The 18763-nt window shown below is 38.1% G+C and carries 15 protein-coding genes; 6 read left to right on the forward strand and 9 right to left on the reverse strand.

Translation table 11 applies throughout. The features are described from left to right. The first annotated feature begins 115 nt into the window (after positions 1–115). On the forward strand, positions 116–1021 hold the full coding sequence (locus O0236_RS01470) for a matrixin family metalloprotease (RefSeq protein ID WP_268912407.1): 906 nt from the start codon (positions 116–118) through the stop codon (positions 1019–1021). Positions 1022–1083: 62 nt separating this feature from the next. Here the strand turns inward: O0236_RS01470 and O0236_RS01475 are convergent, their stop codons facing one another. Continuing rightward, the gene (locus O0236_RS01475) at positions 1084–4155 is read right to left on the reverse strand and encodes a YfhO family protein (protein ID WP_268912408.1); all 3072 of its coding nucleotides are present in this window, start codon (positions 4153–4155) and stop codon (positions 1084–1086) included. Between the two features lie 167 nt (positions 4156–4322). Continuing rightward, positions 4323–6251: a M13 family metallopeptidase gene (locus O0236_RS01480; RefSeq protein WP_268912409.1), complete on the reverse strand. Its 1929-nt coding sequence runs from the start codon at positions 6249–6251 to the stop codon at positions 4323–4325. A gap of 133 nt (positions 6252–6384) precedes the next feature. Between O0236_RS01480 and O0236_RS01485 the strand changes: the two genes are divergently transcribed. The 4 genes from O0236_RS01485 (at position 6385) to O0236_RS01500 (ending at position 9399) form a co-directional block, all read left to right on the forward strand. Continuing rightward, positions 6385–6879 carry an acyl-CoA thioester hydrolase gene (locus O0236_RS01485; protein WP_268912410.1) on the forward strand — a complete coding sequence of 165 codons (495 nt, stop codon included), beginning with the start codon at positions 6385–6387 and terminating at the stop codon, positions 6877–6879. 77 nt (positions 6880–6956) lie between these two features. Continuing rightward, entirely contained in the window at positions 6957–7382 is a 426-nt protein-coding gene (locus O0236_RS01490; protein WP_268912411.1) for a universal stress protein, read from the forward strand. 152 nt (positions 7383–7534) lie between these two features. Next, entirely contained in the window at positions 7535–8635 is a 1101-nt protein-coding gene (locus O0236_RS01495) for a YibE/F family protein (RefSeq protein ID WP_268912412.1), read from the forward strand. Beyond that, the gene (locus O0236_RS01500) at positions 8635–9399 is read left to right on the forward strand and encodes a YibE/F family protein (protein ID WP_268912414.1); all 765 of its coding nucleotides are present in this window, start codon (positions 8635–8637) and stop codon (positions 9397–9399) included. Before O0236_RS01495 ends, O0236_RS01500 begins: the two co-directional genes overlap by 1 nt. Positions 9400–9453: 54 nt before the next feature. On the opposite strand, the gene O0236_RS01505 is transcribed toward O0236_RS01500, so the two are convergent. The 5 genes from O0236_RS01505 to O0236_RS01525 all read right to left on the reverse strand — a co-directional run bounded on the left by O0236_RS01505 (position 9454) and on the right by O0236_RS01525 (position 14204). Continuing rightward, positions 9454–10695: a glutamate-5-semialdehyde dehydrogenase gene (locus O0236_RS01505; protein WP_268912415.1), complete on the reverse strand. Its 1242-nt coding sequence runs from the start codon at positions 10693–10695 to the stop codon at positions 9454–9456. A gap of 2 nt (positions 10696–10697) precedes the next feature. After that, the gene (gene proB / locus O0236_RS01510; RefSeq protein WP_268912416.1) at positions 10698–11522 is read right to left on the reverse strand and encodes a glutamate 5-kinase; all 825 of its coding nucleotides are present in this window, start codon (positions 11520–11522) and stop codon (positions 10698–10700) included. Between the two features lie 259 nt (positions 11523–11781). After that, positions 11782–12885 (reverse strand): N-acetylmuramoyl-L-alanine amidase family protein, encoded by a 1104-nt coding sequence (locus tag O0236_RS01515; RefSeq protein WP_268912417.1) that lies wholly within the window; start codon positions 12883–12885, stop codon positions 11782–11784. A 247-nt stretch (positions 12886–13132) separates the two neighbouring features. Continuing rightward, positions 13133–13600 carry a Fur family transcriptional regulator gene (locus O0236_RS01520; protein WP_268912418.1) on the reverse strand — a complete coding sequence of 156 codons (468 nt, stop codon included), beginning with the start codon at positions 13598–13600 and terminating at the stop codon, positions 13133–13135. 73 nt (positions 13601–13673) lie between these two features. After that, complete coding sequence (locus O0236_RS01525) at positions 13674–14204, reverse strand: GNAT family N-acetyltransferase (RefSeq protein WP_268912419.1); 531 nt, start codon at positions 14202–14204, stop codon at positions 13674–13676. A gap of 89 nt (positions 14205–14293) precedes the next feature. Here O0236_RS01525 and O0236_RS01530 point away from each other — a divergent pair, with 89 nt between their 5' ends. Next, a complete protein-coding gene (locus O0236_RS01530) occupies positions 14294–15325 on the forward strand; it encodes a lactonase family protein (protein ID WP_268912420.1) in 1032 nt (343 codons plus the stop codon). A gap of 53 nt (positions 15326–15378) precedes the next feature. On the opposite strand, the gene O0236_RS01535 is transcribed toward O0236_RS01530, so the two are convergent. Together O0236_RS01535 and O0236_RS01540 are read right to left on the reverse strand one after the other, a co-directional pair. Next, positions 15379–16230 carry a fumarylacetoacetate hydrolase family protein gene (locus O0236_RS01535; protein WP_268912421.1) on the reverse strand — a complete coding sequence of 284 codons (852 nt, stop codon included), beginning with the start codon at positions 16228–16230 and terminating at the stop codon, positions 15379–15381. A 74-nt stretch (positions 16231–16304) separates the two neighbouring features. Next, positions 16305–18659, reverse strand: a complete 2355-nt coding sequence (locus O0236_RS01540) for an ATP-dependent DNA helicase (protein WP_268912422.1) — start codon at positions 18657–18659, stop codon at positions 16305–16307. Positions 18660–18763: the final 104 nt, after the last annotated feature.

The following is an 18763-nucleotide window of genomic DNA, read 5'->3' on the forward strand; positions in this document are numbered from 1 at the left end:
TTCCAGGCTTTATTTATTGCATAAAGTAATTGATAAGTATTTAGCATATCGCTTGCTATCTTTAGTGAGTGCTTGTACTATAAAGCTAAAATTCAGTACTTGTAGGGGGAAAATAATGATAAAAAGAATGCATGTTAAACGGATTCTAGCTGCTGGTATGGTTGGAGTGTTTGGCTTAGTTCCATTGGCTAACGTGACGGCTTCTGCTGCAACGATGACTAGTGTTACACCAACCAAAACTTTGTTGAACGCAAGTAATAAATACTATCGTACTCACCAAAGGGCCATCATTAAGAAATATAAGCTAGATCTTAGTTCACAAACCGCATTGACCTCTAAAAAGACCGCAAGTATTTATGTTAAGACAAATAATAAATATTTGAAACAAAGCTTGAATTTAGCAATGAATTATTGGAATCAAAAACTTGGCCGGAAGGCTTTAAAGTATGGTACTAAAAATAAGCACACAATGACCTTCTCAGTTTCAAAAGAAAGAGCCACACCAGCTGACGAGAGTGATGCCTGGTGGTCACCAAGTGATAAAAAAATGCAGGTTCGTTACTCATTCTTCGTGAAGGCACCAGCAACATTGGCCAATGAGATTATGGCAACTAGCATGAAGACGCTGGTTAACCAAGCAAATGCCAGAATCAATAGTTATGAAAGTACTTTGGACAAAACCGACCCTAATTACGCCCAAAAGCTGTCGACTTATCGTACTCAACAAGTTACTGATGTTCAAAACCAATTAACGGCTGAAAAAAATGACATTAGCTCCAGTCAATTAGGCTATAAGGCTCGAACATTAGACTACGCAAGTACCTTAGCTCATGAATTTGGTCATGCCTTAGGATTGGATCATTCTCCTAACAAGAACGATGCAATGTATTATGCTAGTGAGAGCCCACAAATCTTTGACTACTCTAAGTTAAAGGCAAACACAAATGGATTTAACCCATTAACTTACACCGATGTTACTAGAGCTAAGTTAGCACTTAAGATGTTTACTGCTTTAAGATAAACAATAAAAAATACCTCCTGATCTCAATGATTGAAATCAGGAAGTATTTTTTTGTGCATCCATTATTTATTTAAATTTTTGGGTTTGTAAACTAAGTGAACGATTATGGCACCTAATAACCAGATTATACCAATGATAGAAATTATTTTACCTAGTTTTAATCCAGGAGTCTTGTAGGTCAAGGTGATTTGATGCTTACCTTTTGGAATCGTTGCACCGACAAACCCCTTGTTAACTAAATAAGTCGGTGTGACTTTGCCGTCGACTTTTAGTTGCCAACCACTGGTGTATGGAATTGAAGTGGTTAGAATAGATTTGTGTTGTGGACTAACCGCCATTCCAGTAATGCGGTCATTTTTGACAGATAAATGTTGTAGACCTTGTCTTTGTAATTTCTTGATTTGTTGTTGATATTTCGCTGGATTAAATGTGACTGCCATTAGCCTAACACTCTTAAAGTGTAGCGACTTAGCCACGGTAAATTGTAACTTCACTTGTTTTCTTGGAGTTTTAGAATATCCCAGATTAAGAACGGTATTGTGGCGAATATCAAAATCCGAAAGATTATTTGTAGGCAATTGGTGATAGTAGTTAAAACTGTCGGAAGTGTTGGCGCTCAATGTGTAAGCACCTAAATCTGGAAAACGCAAGGCTGTGCGTGTGCGCTCAGCTTTTTTAACTTTAGATATTGGGAGACCATTGACTGCTTCTTGAGCGACAAAATGATCGATAAAATCACCAGTTGTGTTTTTGGTACCTTTAGCACCATTAATAACCAAGTATAATTCGCTATTCTTTAATTGTTGTGGATACTTGACCTTGAGTCGATAGGATAAGTGGCGACCCTCAGCGTCAGTTGACATTAAGTGCAATGAACTTCGGTTTGCCAATTTGTTTTCTTTAATGACCTGTTGATTAGTTCGAATGACTTTTTTTAGGTCTGGTCGTTGAACTTGAATTGTTCTAGATTTAATTTCGTCGACCCGCTTGTTGATTACTTGTTGGCTATGCTGACTACTTGTTTTGTAAACCCGATGCAATGCGACTTTCTTTCCACTATTGAGAATCGACTTGGTTTTTAAGACAGGTGTGTAAGCAACGTTTTTCACATTCGTTGTGGGTTTGATTGAAGGAATACCTGCGACATTTTGATTAACTTGGGCGCCCTGAAGAAGGGATTGCTCGCGTTGAATGGGATTTAGTTGTTCGTATCTCTGTTTAGAAATAGTTTGATTTTGTAGATAAACTAATGGAAGTGCCAAATCAGACTTCAGAATCACCGTGCCAGAGTGGTTAGATAGTCCTGAGATTTGTTTATCACGGTACTCGATGATTTTTCCTTGACGAGTTTTCATTAATTTAAATCCATAAGGAATGGCGCTAGGCTGTTTTAGGATATCGCTTTTAGCAAATAAGTACCTTACACCTAACAAATTCAAGAGGGTCGTCCGATTGTCACCCTCACTAGTAGGGGCATTAGCAACGGATTGCGCATTATCGATTGATTGATTAAAGCGGAATAGATAACCGTTTTGAATTGAATAGTACGAATTCAGGTCATGGGTTCCTAAAAATCCTGGAATATCATTTCCGGCAGCACGGTATGGATAATAATTACGCATCGTATCGGTTCTATAGAATGAATTATCAGATCTAAGGGCATTGTTAGCACCATCATAATAGTTATGAAGCCATTTTGTTGCAGAACCAGCATTAAGTTCTCGTGAGGTATTTGCACTCAGCAAGGGATTCATCCAACCTTGACCACCATTAATCAAGCTAATAAACACTATTAAGCTGGTTGCGAGTGTGAACGTCGTGGATTTCAAATGAGTTGCCCGTGCAGTAACTAATAGCAACAGAATGAGTAGCAAGATACCATAGTTCATTAAATCATTCTTGTTGAGGTGCAAGGTAAAACCTTGTGTGAGCCAGACAACAAAGATTAATCCAATACTAGCACCAACTAGCCATAGTAAGTCTTTAGTCGTTAGGTCGGTTAAATGATCGATAAACACCATTGTTGCAAATGAGAGTGGTAACACAGCTAAAAATAACCAACGATTAGATGGTGTGGACATCGCATTAAAGAACGCCGCAGCTTGAGGTAACAGTATAGCTACACCAATTAAACAAAAGATGCTTGCCAAGTATTTATATGTTTTGAAGTGGACTATGATGTACACTGCCGCTAAAAATGCGAAGGCACTCACATTAATGATTAGCCAAAAGCCTTTGAAGGTAGACGTAGTAATGAGTTGATTAGGGATACTGAGATAGTAACTCAAGGGGTAAAGCAGCATTCCATTAGCGAAAGGTATGTGATGCATAGCTCTAGATGATTGTAAAACTGCTATTACAGTGGGAATTAGCACAATACTTGAAAGAAGTAGTCCGCTGATTGCTGCCATGATAAATTGGCGTAAGTGACCCCAGCTGAACTTAAACCCACTGTTTTGATTTTTTAAGTGCAAAGTTCGTACAATTAAGTAAACCAAAGTTCCGATTGCTAAAATATACGCGAAATAGAAATTACTAATTAATGCAAATCCAATTGCAAATGCAAGGACAATCCAGTTATGTTTTTCCAGCAATAGATCAACCCCAATTGCGAGAAGTGGGAAAATGATCATTGGTAACAAGAAGAAGGGATGGTGCATAGAAACGTAAAAATTGTATCCAGAAAATGTATAGATTAAAGTGCCAATTAATTTACTATGATTGCTAAATGAAAAGCGGTTAGCCCAAGCGAGAAAGGCTAGACCAACACAATATAAACGAAGTAAGATTAAAAATTGAAAGCCTAGTTCAAGATGAGTGGCTGGAAATAGTGCAATCAAGTAACTAAAAGGATCACCGACAACATAATAGGCAAATGTGGTAAGTTGATCTCCACCTGCACCAATATTCCAAGACCAACCAGTTAGTGATTGATGCACTGTTCCTTGCAAAATTCCTTGAAATTGGGCTAGAATCGGGAAATGTTGTGCAATGCCGTCGACTCCCCAAATTAGAGATTTTGATGACAACCAAGGCATTGAATAAGTTAAAGCGCAGATAATTAAGAATGCTATTGTATAGATAAGATAATTAATTGACTTATGATTTGAATTGCGACTATTTAAAAAATCCATGACATTTCCTCCCATAACTCTTAGCATCATTGTTAGGCGAAAATGAGAATAAAACAAGTTAATTAACCAATCCTTAACTAACGATAAAGAAATCTAAGAAACTAAAAACAGGTTACTAGTTACACGCAAATGCAATGTAATTAATAACCTGTTTTTAGTTGATTGAACTACCAAATTTTTACCCGTTTATCTTCTGGCAAATACATTTTGTCGTTGCTTGAAACGTTAAAAGTGGTATAAAAATCATCAAGATTCTTAACTTGAACGTTTGCTCGTAATTCATGCGGAGCGTGAACATCGATGTTTAATAGTAGTTGCATGTATTCTTTAGTAGCTTTCATGCGCCAAACCCGTGCCCAATTAATAAAGAAGTCCTTTAAGTCATAGTCTCCTTCGTTTTTGGCCGCTTCATTGGCACAACTCAAGCCACCGGCATCAGCAATGTTTTCAGAAACGGTCAACTTACCGTTTACCTTACCGCCAGCAAATGGAATACCATCAAATTCAGCAATCATTTTATCTGCTAACTTATCAAATGATTTTCGATCTTCATCAGTCCACCAGTTGTTTAAGTTACCGAATTCATCAAATTGTGAGCCATTATTATCAAATGCATGAGAGATTTCGTGAGCAATAACAGCACCAATACCACCGTAGTTGGCACTAGCAGATTGTTCTAAGCTGTAGAAAGGTGCTTGTAAGATAGCTGCTGGAAATACAATCATGTTTTTTGATGGATCGTAGTAAGCATTCACAGTATTGGCACTCATATCCCAACGAGTTCTATCAACTGGTTTACCTAATTCAGCGTAACGATATTCTTTAGTGATTCTAATGAATTGATTTACGTTTGCGAATAATGTTCCGCCTTCGCCATGAGGCGTAACTTGGTACTTGTATTCAATAGGATCGATTTTCTCGGGATAACCAACATGTAACTCGAGCTTGCTAAGTTTGAGCACTGCTTTTTCGCGAGTAGCTTTACCTAACCAATCGTTATTCTCTAATCGTTGTTGATATACTTTGATCATATTGCGAACCATTTGTTCAACATCGGCCTTAGCTTTGGGGCCAAAGTACTTGTGAGCATAGTAGTCACCGACAGTTTGACCAAAGACACCTGACGCAAGGTAGAATGCGGATTTCTTTTGTGATGAAGCGGCTTTTCTTCCAGAAAGTGCCCGACTATAAGTTGAACCAGTCTGACGGAATTCTTCTGAAAGATAACCAGTAGTTGAAATTAAGAATTTCACTAACATCCAGTTCTTCAAGTCACTGAAGGTATCAGGATTAACGATGTTATTAATGGCTTCAAAGTATTTAGGATCAGTAACAATGATTTGTTCTGGAGCTTTGCCAAATAAGTCATTAGCAAATTTTGTTAAATCAATGCTTGAGCTGTATTTAGCAAACTCGGTGAAGTCCATTGGATTATACATCTTAGTATAATCCGCAGATTCTTCCGCTGATTTCACATTGGGTGCGATTGCAGCATCGAACTTCTTAGCAGATTCAATAATTTCGTCTGCTTCACTACCACTATAATCTGCTAGCACTAATAATGAAGTCACCATATTGGTGAAGATTGGCATTAATTGATCGTAAGCGGGGTTGTTGTTTTCGTAATAGGTTCTGTCAGGTAAGAACAGGCCAGGTGTGCCAGCATACAAGGCGTTGATTTGTGTGTTTTTCATGTCAGCATCAACGGAGTAATTGAATGGGAGTGGTAGGCCACTGAGATTCCATTCTTTTATTTGGCTGTTTAATTCCGAGAAATCTTTTAGATTTTCGATTTTATTAAGAAATGATTTGATAGGATCAGCGCCATCTGTGTCACGTTGATCGAAGTTTTGAGCTAATTGATATAGTTTGGCAAATTCTTGAAATGGTTCATTGAAAGATGATAAATCTTTTGGAAGATTATCAAAATCGTTCATCAAATTCTTTTCAATATTGTCATTTAAATCCATAAAACCACCAGTTGATGCGTGGTCATCAGGAATCGTGGCATCCTTTAACCAGTTACCATTAACGGCTTGATAGAGATCATCCTTGAATAAGGACTCGTCAATTACTTCTTTTGGGGTATTCACCATTTTGATTCCTCCTAAATATAACGTTAGAAACTAGTATAGTGCATTAAAAACTGATAGCAAAGCTTTTAACACTCATTTTGATAAAATGTCAGGTATGATAAAAGTGTAAAAGAATTATTTTGGGGGCGAAATAATGAAACAAGTTCATTGTGAAGACACTAAGGCAGTTTGCGAGGGATACGTATTTCCTGGAAATCTCAATAATAACAACATGCAATTTGGTGGCCGAACATTATCGATCCTAGATGCGAATGCCGGAATTTCAGTGGTGAAATATTTGCCTGGTGTTTCATTCGTGACAGCTTCGTATGACCGAGTTCACTTTATAAAACCAATTAGTGAGCAAAGCATTTACAAATGTGTTTCATATGTGACTGGGGCCAGTCCTAAGGCTGTTGAGGTCTTTACTAAATTCGTCACTCAGGATAAAAAGACCGGCGCGCAACAAGTAGCTTTCACAGCATTTTGTAGTTTAGTGATTACTGAACGAATTGATGAAGTTCCTGAAATCGTTCCTGATAGTGCTGAGTCGAAGTATCTCTGTTCCGGGTATGATGGAAGATTAACTGAACGCCTGCGAGAATTTAAGCAGAATAAAGAATTTTTAAACCACATAGATAATGATTAAAAGGGTAATCTTTTTGTTATCGACGTTGAGGTAGTAATGATAAAATAAATGGTAAATAATAGTTTGGAGGGATTTGTATGTATGATAAAATTTTAGTTCCACTTGATGGTAGTGAGAATGCCAATGCGGCATTGCGTGAGGCCGTGACATTAGCTAAGAAACTGGGATCGACGCTAGAAATAGTTTCTGTGGCCACTGATCAAAGATATGTTCAATATGGAGTTACGCTAGGACAAGACGTCATGGAATCCTTCCAAAAACGTGCAGAAGAAATCTTATCAAAGGCTAAGCAACTTGCTGATGATGAAGGAGTCAAAGCAGATACTCACTTTGTAATTGGAGTTCCTAAGCAAGCCATCTCCAAGGAATTACCTGAACGATACAATACAGAATTGACCGTTGTTGGTAAGTCTGGGGTCAATGGTATTTCTAGAGCTCTATTGGGTTCAACGACTGAATATGTAGTTCGGCACTCAACGACAAGAGTGTTAGTAATTGAATAATTTATTATTAAAGTCCGGCGAAATTTCATTTGCGGGCTTTTTTTATTGCTCATTATTACGTTGAGATTTTATTAATAGTCCTGGCCAAATCAAAAAAATCACGTTGACGATGATACAATACGAGTAAACTAAACCGGAAAAGAAGACGTGATATGCAGTTAATAAAGTCGGTAAAGTGGTCACAGATTTTGGCTATTATCATTGTATGTATTGGGGTTGTGGTGCTTGTTGATCATAATGATCAGTTTTATTCCACACCGATTATGAAGGTGACGTCAGTCAAAAATTATGGCAGTAATAAAGTCACTGACGAATTTCAAAATCGGGATTATGAGCATCAGCAAAAGGTCACAGGCACGATTACTAATGGCCAACATGCGGGACAGAAACTCACAATTGGCAATGAATATTCTGACTCTGGGGCAATGGATCAAAAATTACACCCTGGACAAAAAGTGTTTCTCACGATTCATAATCACAAAAAGTTACAAGCCAATGTTAAAGATATTAAGCGAGATACGACGATTGCGTTTTTGATCACGTTAGCGGTTTGTCTGCTGTTTGTATTCCTAAAAAAGCAGGGGACCACCGTGGTTTCAAGTATCGTTATCAACACGATTTTATTTATTTTAGCGATTCGATTAAATAGTGGTAATAATGGTGCCAATGTTATTTGGATTTTTAGTGTACTGGCAGTGATTTTCTGTACCCTAACTTTGTTGCTAGTCGTAGGTTGGAACCAGCGAATGTGGGTGTCCTTGGCGGCAGTAATTAGTGCCACTGTAGTCACCCTAGTTTTATTAATGGCTGTGTTTGGCATCACTCAAGAACGAGGAGTCTATTATGAGTCGATGCAGTATGTGACTCAGCTTCCAAGACCGTTATTTGTTGCCGAGGTCTTGATAGGTGTTTTAGGTGCGGTTATGGATGAGTCAGTGGATATCGTTGCAGCGTTAGCCACTTTAAAAAACGAACAGCCAACTTTATCAAAACGGCAGATTTTTAACTCTGGCCGGCAAATTGGCCGTTCAATTATGGGTCCCTTGATTAATGTGCTATTTTTTGTATTCATGGCTGAAACGTTGCCAATGACCCTCGTCTATTTAAGAAACGGCAATTCATGGAGTTATTCGTTTTCGATGAATATGTCACTTGGGATGCTATCTAGTTTGGTCAGTGCAATTGGAATCGTTCTGACAGTTATATTTGCCAGTTTCTTATCAAGTATGTGGTTAAAAGCAGGTGAACGCTAATGGGAACAATTACATTATTATTTATAATTTTATTGGGACTGATGTTGTTTGTCGGAGGCAGTATGGGAATCGGTGCCTTTTTAAGCTTGGTAGTTAACTTTGGTATTATGTTTTTTACGATTGTGCTAATTGCCTTTCAGTTTCCACCAATTATTGTGACTTTAGTTGCCAGTATTGTTGTTTTGGCAATCACGATTTATTGGAGTAACGCCAGTGACAATGCCTCCAATGCAGCTTTTGTGGGTGCTTTGATCATTCTTGCAATCTTAGTGGTATCAATCGTGCCGATTGAATATTGGGCTAAGGTTGGTGGTTTTGGACTAGAAGATAGCGAAGAATTGGAAGGTTTATCGGTTCTGATAGGTATCAACTTCACTAAAATTGCTATCTGCACGGCAATATTAACTTCCTTAGGTGCGATTGCGGAAGCTGCTATCGCAATTGCTTCAGGACTGGATGAAATATTAACGGTTCATACAGAAATTACTAGCGCCAGATTGTTTGAAGATGGTATTGAAATCGGTAAGGAAATCATTGGAACCGCAGTAAACACATTGTTCTTTGGCTTTTTTGGTAGTTCATTAGCTCTATTTATCTGGTTAAATGGATTGGGCTATAGTTTTGGTACGATTATGAACGATAAAGTATTTGCCAATGAATTAATTGCGATTGTGCTGTCATTGATCGGTGTGGTTTTGACGATTCCAATTACTACTTGGATCATGGCATTTAAACGTAAACAAACTGAAACTATCAGTAAATAAAAAATGGGAAGATTGAAGTGATAATTCAATCTTCCCATATTTTATTTCCCATTATTATTGGCGAATCTGGCCATTGCCAGAAATAACATACTTAGTGGTTGTGATTTCATTTAAGCCCATTGGTCCACGAGCGTGGAGCTTTTGAGTACTGATACCAATCTCAGCACCAAAACCGAATTCAAAACCATCAGTAAATCTAGTGGAAGCATTAACGTACACACATGCAGAATCAATTAATTGTTGAAATTTCTTTGCGTGAGCATAATCATTCGTGATGATTGCTTCTGAGTGTCCAGTACTGTACTTATTAATATGGTTAATGGCTTCATCCAGTGAATCGACAACCTTTACTGCCATGATCAAATCGTTATATTCGGTTGACCAGTCTTCATCAGTGGCGGGAATGATATTTTTGACAATTTGTCGACTGCGCTCGTCTCCGCGTAGTTCAACTCCGTTAGCTATTAATGCACTAGCAATTTCAGGTAATAATTCTTCAGCGACATCAGCATTGATGAGCAACTTTTCAGCAGAATTACAGACGCTTGGACGTTGAACTTTGGCATTAACAGTGATGTCAGTGGCCATTTTTGCGTCAGCAGTTTTATCAACATAAACATGACAGTTACCTGCACCGGTTTCAATAACCGGTACCGTGGAATTTTGTACCACGGTTTTAATTAAGCCAGCTCCACCTCGAGGAATCAATACATCAACAAACTCATTCAGGTGCATTAGAGCAGTAGCTGTTTCATGACTGGTATCATGGAGAATTTGAATCGCATGTTCGTCTAAATTATTTTCACGTAAGACGGCCTGCAAAATTTCCACGAGGGTAGTATTTGAATTGATTGCTTCTTTACCACCACGGAGAATTACAGCATTACCGCTTTTAAACGTCAAAGCAGAAGCGTCGACACTGACATTTGGGCGAGCCTCAAAAATCATGGCAATGACACCAATTGGAACACGGCGTTGTTCGATCATTAAGCCAGCGCTGTTAGTGAATCCAGTCTCAACATTGCCGATTGGATCAGCTAAGCTGGCAACTTGGCGTAATCCTTCTGCCATGTCGTGAATACGGTCGCTGTTGAGTGTTAAGCGGTCGACGAATTTTTCTGGCAAATCAGTCGCATTTTGAAGGTCGACTTGGTTAGCAGCCACGATTGTATCAATATTTTGAATTAAGGCCTCTGAAAATTGATTGAGGACAGAATTTTTAGTTGTGGTGTCTAAGTTAGCTAACTGAAAGGCAGCTCTTTTAGCGTTAGCACCGATTTGATTTAAATCATCCATAGTTATACCCCCTGAGTTAATTTACCGTTACTCGTGAATAGTGTGCCAATTGGTTGACCTTCCAAAATATCAAAAATAATTCTAGGATCGTTACCATTTGCAAGAATCATTTGCCGATTTTCACTGATCATTCGTTTAGCAGCGGCTAGCTTGGTTTTCATTCCACCAGTGCCAAAGCGACTACCAGTTCCACCGGCAATAGTAAAGGTATTGTCATTGATGACACTTAGTTCGCTGATTAAATGAGCATTAGGATTTTGATTGGGATTATCATCATAGAAACCGTCCACGTCAGATAAGACAATTAAAAGGTCCGCGTCAACGTGGCTGGCTACGATGGCAGATAACTGATCGTTATCACCGAAAGTGGTGCGATGATCTAATTCATCGGTAGCCACAGTATCGTTTTCGTTGACGATGGGGATGATGTTGTCTTTTAACAAGCAATTGAATGTGTCCATAACTGATTCATCACTTTTAGGGAAATCAAAGACATCATGAGTTAACAAAATTTGGGCGATGTTAGTCAGATAGTGATTAAAACGTTGTGTAAACAGCGTCATTAATTCAGATTGGCCAATAGCTGCTAGCGCTTGTTGAGCACCGATTTCAGTCGGTCTTTGTTTTAGATTAAGCTTATTCAGACCCACACCAATGGCCCCAGAAGACACTAGAATCAATTCTTTTCCTTGATTATTTAATTCACTTAATACATACGCTAATTGATCAAACGTCTGTAGATTAACCGTTCCATTAGTATGAATCAAACTGCTAGTACCGATTTTGACCACAATTCTTTGCGCATTAATTTCTCTGTTAGTTGACACACAATCACCCGATTTCTTAAAAAAAGCTCCACTTTGAAATTGAGACACCCATCGGGCGGTACCATTCTCATTCAAAGCAGAGCTTCACACTTTTAAAGTATTTTATTAAATTATTAGAAGAAAGGTAGGATTCGCGACTTGAGAATTCTTACAGCAAATGAATTCCTCTCTGGATTGCGCTACTTGGTCTTTCAGTAAAGTAATAACTTGGTCTTTCAGTAAAGTAATAATAGGCAATTTTTATATGCCTGTCAACTGATTAATTATTAGATGTTGCGCTAGTTGAACTAACGTTAGTGTCAGCATTATCATCGTTTGAACTTGAAGCGACTTTGGCAGATGATTGGTTTGGTACCGTTACTTCGTCAGTAATATCATTGTCATCTTCACTTGGAGTTACATCAAGGGCTTTTTCATAAACCCAGTATTTCTTAGCATTACTGCTCTTTGAGAAGCGGATACGGTACCAAGAATACTTGCCTGAATCTTTACGACCAATATTATCGATATATACTTTTTTACCAACTTTTGGTTTAACAGATGACCAAGAATAACTCTTCACGTTAGCTCTAGAGTTTTTCACATGATTGTAAAGGCGATATGATTTGTAGTCCTTTCCAAGTGAAGAAGTGTCGTTAACGGATTTGTAGCTGACCTTGTCATAATTGGTGGCTGCTGTATGAGCATCATCGGTCAAATTGTTATAGTTAGTTTTTACTAATTGATAGAATTGAGCAAAAGTGTATGAAGCACCAAAATAAGTCTTACCTGCTGAAGCAAAGTATGCCTTAGGATCAGTATGATCAGTACCACCAAGGTAGCGAGAAACAGCGTCATGTGACCAAACAGTTCCTTTGCCATCGTAAGCAGCATCGTTTGGTTTTAAACCGTACTGGTGTAATAGGTAAGCAGTGTAATAGGCAGAGTTAGCCATCTCCTTGGCAAATGCTGACTTGCTGTGCACACGAACTTGTTCAAACTGCACGAAGCGAGCATTGGCAACAGGACCTGCTCCCCAAGCTAAGTAATTGGTGTTAGCAATGTTGATAATTCGACTTGAGTCAACAAATGAATGAACGAAAGCGGAATTATAATTACGTTTCATATAAGCGATTTCGTTATAAATTGTTGAACTAGGGTTGGCGGTTTCATGAACCACAACACCTTCAGGCTTACCACTGTGGCGATAGTTATTTTTTGGAAATCCACCCCAAATGGCTGAGGTAATCTTTGCGTGCCCAATGTTGTTATTAGCAATATAACTGTTAACGCTTTGAGCGTGGGCTGATTGCGCGCCGGTTGCAATTAATCCTAAGGCCGCAAATGATAGTGTACAAATGGTTTTTATAATATTCTTTTTCAAGTTTGAACGCTCCTTGTTCACTATGAATTGTGATGTTTTTAAGTTGTATTTTTTTATAATTTATAATTCGTTTTAACAGCCAATACTATATATGATTCAGTGACTACTAGCAAGAATAACGAAAGCCCATAAAACGCGCGGAAGGGCGTTGTTATGGGCTTAGCTAAGCTAGTTGTCAATCATATTAAGAGTTGTTGACAAACATTATCAAATAATGACAAAGTCATACGATTATTTCTTTATTAGATTAAAGATTACTTTCAGAAGCAGCTTGCAGTTTTTGCTGACAATCTGTACATAATCCAGTAACTTCTAGTTGTGTTCCTGTGACCTTAAAACCTGTCTTTTCAGTTGTTTCTGCACTGACTTTTTTAACGATATCTGCATACTGGTTAGAATAAACATCGACAATTTTTCCACAATTTTCACAAATAGCGTGGTAGTGAGGCGTGCCAAAAAAGTCGTATCGAACACCGCCATCATCATTAGGTAATTCAATTACTAAACCCTTGTCTACCAATAATTTTAAGGTGTTATAGATGGTTGCTACGCTGAGGTTTGGTAGTTTAGTATCGATCCCATCGTGAATCATCTCAACAGTAGGGTGGGTATCCACCTTGATTAGATAATCTAAGATGAATTCTCGTTGGGGGGTAATTCTGACACCAGATTGTTTTAAACTACTTAGTGCTGCCCCCAAAGTTTTGCTTGTCAATTAACCACCTCCTAAAAATTATTTATATTATCTAATAATCATTCTAAAATATTTTTTTAAAAACTGCAATTAGTTACATATTTAGTTCGAAATTAGCACGTAATTCAGGAGTTAATTCTAATGAATAATCACCATTGCCGAGTGAAACAAATCCTAATGTCTCAATTGTTTTGACAACCTGTTGATTATCTTTAGCAAGATTTATTTTAACCCGTGTAGAATCAAAATGATCGATAATGAACTTTACTGTTCGCTGGACAACTTGAAGAAGCAAGGTTTCAGGCTGATGAATTTTGGTAATGAAAGAAATCTGAGCACCTTCATTGGGTTCTTTCAAATGAAAAGCTTTAATGATACCTAGAAAATCTCCGGAATTAGAGTCCGTAATGCCCCAAGTCAATTCTTGCTCGCTCATGACTTTTTGCATGGTTTGATTAACGTTTTTAACCGTGTCAATTATTGCTTTAGGGCGTTGTACTGTCAGACTAGTTTCAAAGGTGGCTCCCTGATATAAATCAAATATCTGTTTGACAGGAGTTTGAGTTAACCAATCGAGAGTGTAATTAGCAGTTAAGACGGGATGATATTTTTCGAATTTTGACATATTTTTACCTTCATTTTCAATATAAAATTTTATATGCAGTGCTTGTTATGGCATAATGAAAGCGTAGACAATTTAGGAGGCCATGACTAATGATTGAACAATTTTACATTGGAACATATACGCACAAAACAAGCAAGGGAGTTTATCAATTAGATTTAAATACAACGGATAAGCAAATTGAAAACTTACAATTTGTGGGACCAGCTGGTAATCCAACTTATGTTGCCCCAGCTAAGAATGGTAAGTTGTATATGGTTGATAAAGAATCTAATGGTGGTGGTGTTCAAATTTTTGATGCTGCTAGCATGTCGTTACCACTTAGTCCAATCGACCAAGTGATCGATCAAGATACTAATCCAGCTTACATTACCGTTGATGAGAATCGCAATTTAGTATATACCGCCAATTATCATACGGCAGAGATTAGCACTTATGCAATTCAACCTGATGGATTACTTAAATTAGCTGATCGTGTTACCCATACTGGTCAAGTTGGTCCAAAGGAAGAACAGGCTGATGGACCACATCCTCATTTTATGGACTTGACTCCAGATAATCGGGTCGTAGTTTGTGATCTAGGATTAGATCGTGTGTTTGTATATGATGTTGATGGCCAAGGAACCTTGTCAAAAGTTAGTGAGTTAGCACTTGAACCTGGATTTGGTCCTCGCCATATTGTCTTTGCCCACGATACTGATACTGCATACTTAGTGGGTGAGCTTAGCAGCAAGCTAGCTGTGTTGCATTATAATCGTGATGCCGGTGAATTTACAATTAGTAAAATCGTGAAGACCATCCCTGATGACTGGACCGCTCATAACGGAGCTGCCGCAATCAGAATTTCTGATGATGACAAATACGTCTATGTTTCAAACCGTGGCCACAATTCTTTGGCAGTGTTTGAAGTTAGTGAAAATGATGCTAAATTAATTCAGTTGATCAGTTCTGAAGGTGATTTTCCTCGTGATTTCAACTTAAATCAAGACCAATCATTCTTAATCTTAGTTAACCAAAATACTGATAACGCCACTCTGTATTCTCGCGATGCTGATACTGGTAAATTAACGATGATTCAAAAGGACTTCCAAGTACCAGAAGGGGTTTGTGTTCGTCCCGAGTAATCATTAAACAAAAAAGCATTCTGATAAGCGTAATTAAACTTATCGGAATGCTTTTAATTTACCTTCGTGGTAATCGAACCTAAGGTTTCAATACTACTTTCAACAACATCACCAGGATGTAGGAATATCTGTGGATCTCTACCAACACCAGTTCCACTTGGGGTACCAGTGAAGATTAGATCTCCAGGATACAATTCGATTGTTGAAGATATATAAGAAACTAATGTTTGAAAGTCAAAAATCATTTGCCCAATCGGTGCATCTTGCATGACCCTATCGTTAACTTTCGTTGTGATTCGTTGCGACTCTAAGTCGCTGATCGAACCAATTGTCGTAATATATGGTCCGACTGGTGAATAATTTTCCCCAGACTTAGCAAGTGTGAACTGGGTGTTAGCACCATTTATCTTTTGTAGTTCGCGATCAGATAAATCTTGGCCAACCATGAAGCCAGCAATGGCATCTTCGACGTTTTCACGGGGAATGTTTCGTCCACCGCTACCGATAACCACGACTAGCTCTGATTCCCAATCAACAGTATCACTATTTATCGTAATCTGATTGTTTGGACCAGCTAATGAACTGACAAATTTATTAAAAACATTCGGCTGCTTTGGTAGACTTGTGTCCATTTCTTTGAGATGATCACGATAATTAAAACCAATTGCCGGTAACTGGCGAGAATTTTTAATCGGTTGTTCCAGTTTTTCAGGTGCTAATAACCGAGCATTATCATTGTTTAGCACATCTGCATCAGTGAGATTTACTAAAAATGTTTCTTGAAAATCTACCCAATTTGCAAGTATTTCATCAAGATCTTTATAAGTTTCCAGGTTCGTTCCCCAGAGCTGGTCATTATGCACAGTGATTAGGACTGGTTTACCTTCGTACATTCCAATTCTCATAAAACTCCCCCTTAATAATTCACGGTTAAACCAGTGTGAATATTTATATTATACAATCAAAAGGACACTGTATATCATTTATTAGCCCAGAAATTTTGAATCGTGTTTTTCAGCTGATCAGTATCATTCACTATTTTAGGTTGTGACCAGTGGTTAGGAAAAATTTGCCGGTACCGGTTCTGACTAAATCGTTGATCCATTAAGACAATGATACCTTCATCAGTTTGAGTACGAATCAAGCGACCAGCAGCTTGCGTGACGTTATTAAATCCGGGCAGTTGATAAGCATACATAAATCCGCGATGATGGTCACTATCATAGTATTCTTTGACCAAATCTGATTCTTCGTTGATCATTGGTAGGCCAACACCGATAATGGCGACGCCGATTAATTGCTCATGCTTTAAGTCGATACCTTCTGAAAAGATTCCGCCAAGGACAGCGAATCCCAACGTGGTTTGATGGTCCACTGTCCGAAAGTGATCTAGAAAAGCAGTTCGCTGATCGTGATCCATGTTTGAACTTTGAATCTTTACAGTTACGTCGGGATTAGCGGCTATGAAGGCTTCGGCGACTTGATTCATAAATGTCATTGAAGGGAAAAAAGCCATATAATGGCCAGGTTTGCCAGCAATCATGGCACTTAGTCCTTCGCAAATGTTAGGGATGTTATTTAATCGTTGATTGTAAGTCGTATTGATACCATTATGAATAATTAAATTAAAATTCTCTCGTGGAAATGATGATCCGGCTGCGTATTGAATGCTATCAGATTCATCACCTAAAACCCGGCGATAATATGTTAAAGGACTTAAGGTCGCGGAAAATAGGATGGCTGCGCGACCGAGACTAAGACTTTCGGCGATTTGTTGAGCGGGATCAATACAAAACTGTCGGAATAGTACGTCATCGTCAACCAAGATAATTCTGGTCCGATAGGTATCGTCGTAGTACTGCGATATTAGATTGTATGTACGACAACTTAAATAGTAGGCGACTACTTCATCAACGGTATCGCTTGGTTGTTGTTTGGCTAGCCAGTCATGAATCGTGTCGATTAACTTACTGACTTTGCTATTAAAGTTGATCAAGGGTTCGACCTGAGAATAATTATCCTGATTTTGTTCGCGTGATTCCTTGCTGTAACGCATGAATGCCCGCTTTAAAGACTGAAATTTTTTGATGAGATTATCGTTGGCTTCTGCATCGCTCTTTAAGTGCTCAATTATTTGAGCAATCGGACTCATACTTAATGTTGCAGAATACATTTCTCGCGCTCGTGATACTAGATTATGAGCTTCGTCGACCAAGAAACAGTTGGTGTCATCTGGCACCGAGAAGAATCTTTGCAAGTGGACTTGGGGATCGAACAGATAGTTGTAATCGCAGATGATCACGTCGCAAAATAAGCTGACGTCTAGAGAAAATTCAAATGGATCAACTTGGTGTTTGTTAGCATATTTTTGAATAACGTGTTTAGTAATTTGATCTTCATTATTAATGATATCCAAGATTGCTGGTTTAATACGATCATAATAACCAATCATATAAGGGTTCTGGTCGGCCGGAATGTCTTGTTCTTCTGGAAAAATAATTTGGTCACGGGCAGTCAGTGTGATACTTTTGACCGTCAAACCTTTACTGGTTAATAAATCAATTGCTTCTTCACACACTTTGCGGGTACTTTGTTTAGCAGTTAAGTAAAAAATGCGGTTGATTAACTTTTCACCCATGGATTTGATAGCCGGGAAAAGAGTTGAGATGGTTTTTCCGGTACCAGTTGGGGCCTCAAGAAATAAATGTTTTTTATTTACAATGGTTTTATAAACTACTTTTGAAATATCGTATTGGCCGGGTCGATAGTCTGGAAATGGAAATTGTAAAGATTTAGCCGAAGCAATCCGGCTCTTGTCTAGATCATGCCGTAATTTAAGCCATTTTTTATATTCAGTAATTAGATTATTGAAAAATTCTGTGGCTTCAGCGATACTATAATCGATTTTACTAGCAGTAATTTTTTCATCTGGAGTTTGGACATAAGTAAGTTGAAGCGTCACATGTTTTAAATTTTCTGAAGTCATTAAAATATAGCCATAGACTTTGGCTTGTGCCCAGTAAAGGTCTAAAGTGTTATCGTTTAGTTCAGAGAATATAACGTCGGATGTTTTAATTTCCTCGATGAGAACTTCATTAGATAATCGGTTGATTCCATCCGCTCTACCAGAAACCTCAAAGTTAGTGCCTAAGTATTCGAAATCAGTTTTGAGAGAGACCTCTGATTCATAAGTCACTGGTCGGGACTTTTGGATTTTTCGGTGGATTCGGCTACCGGCAGCCATTGAATTATCACTGGAACTGGTCGGCACTAGGTCGCCACGCTTTAAGATGAATTCAATTAACGTTCGAATGCCGATTTGAATGCTGTTCATATTATCCTCCCAAAAATTAGTCAATATTCATTATACTGTAGAGAGGTAATACTAAACATATTTTTTAATTGTTTTGAAATGCTTCGACATTTTCCATTACCAAT

The sequence above is a fragment of the Lentilactobacillus sp. SPB1-3 genome (genome assembly GCF_026913205.2).
Taxonomy (GTDB): domain Bacteria; phylum Bacillota; class Bacilli; order Lactobacillales; family Lactobacillaceae; genus Lentilactobacillus; species Lentilactobacillus terminaliae.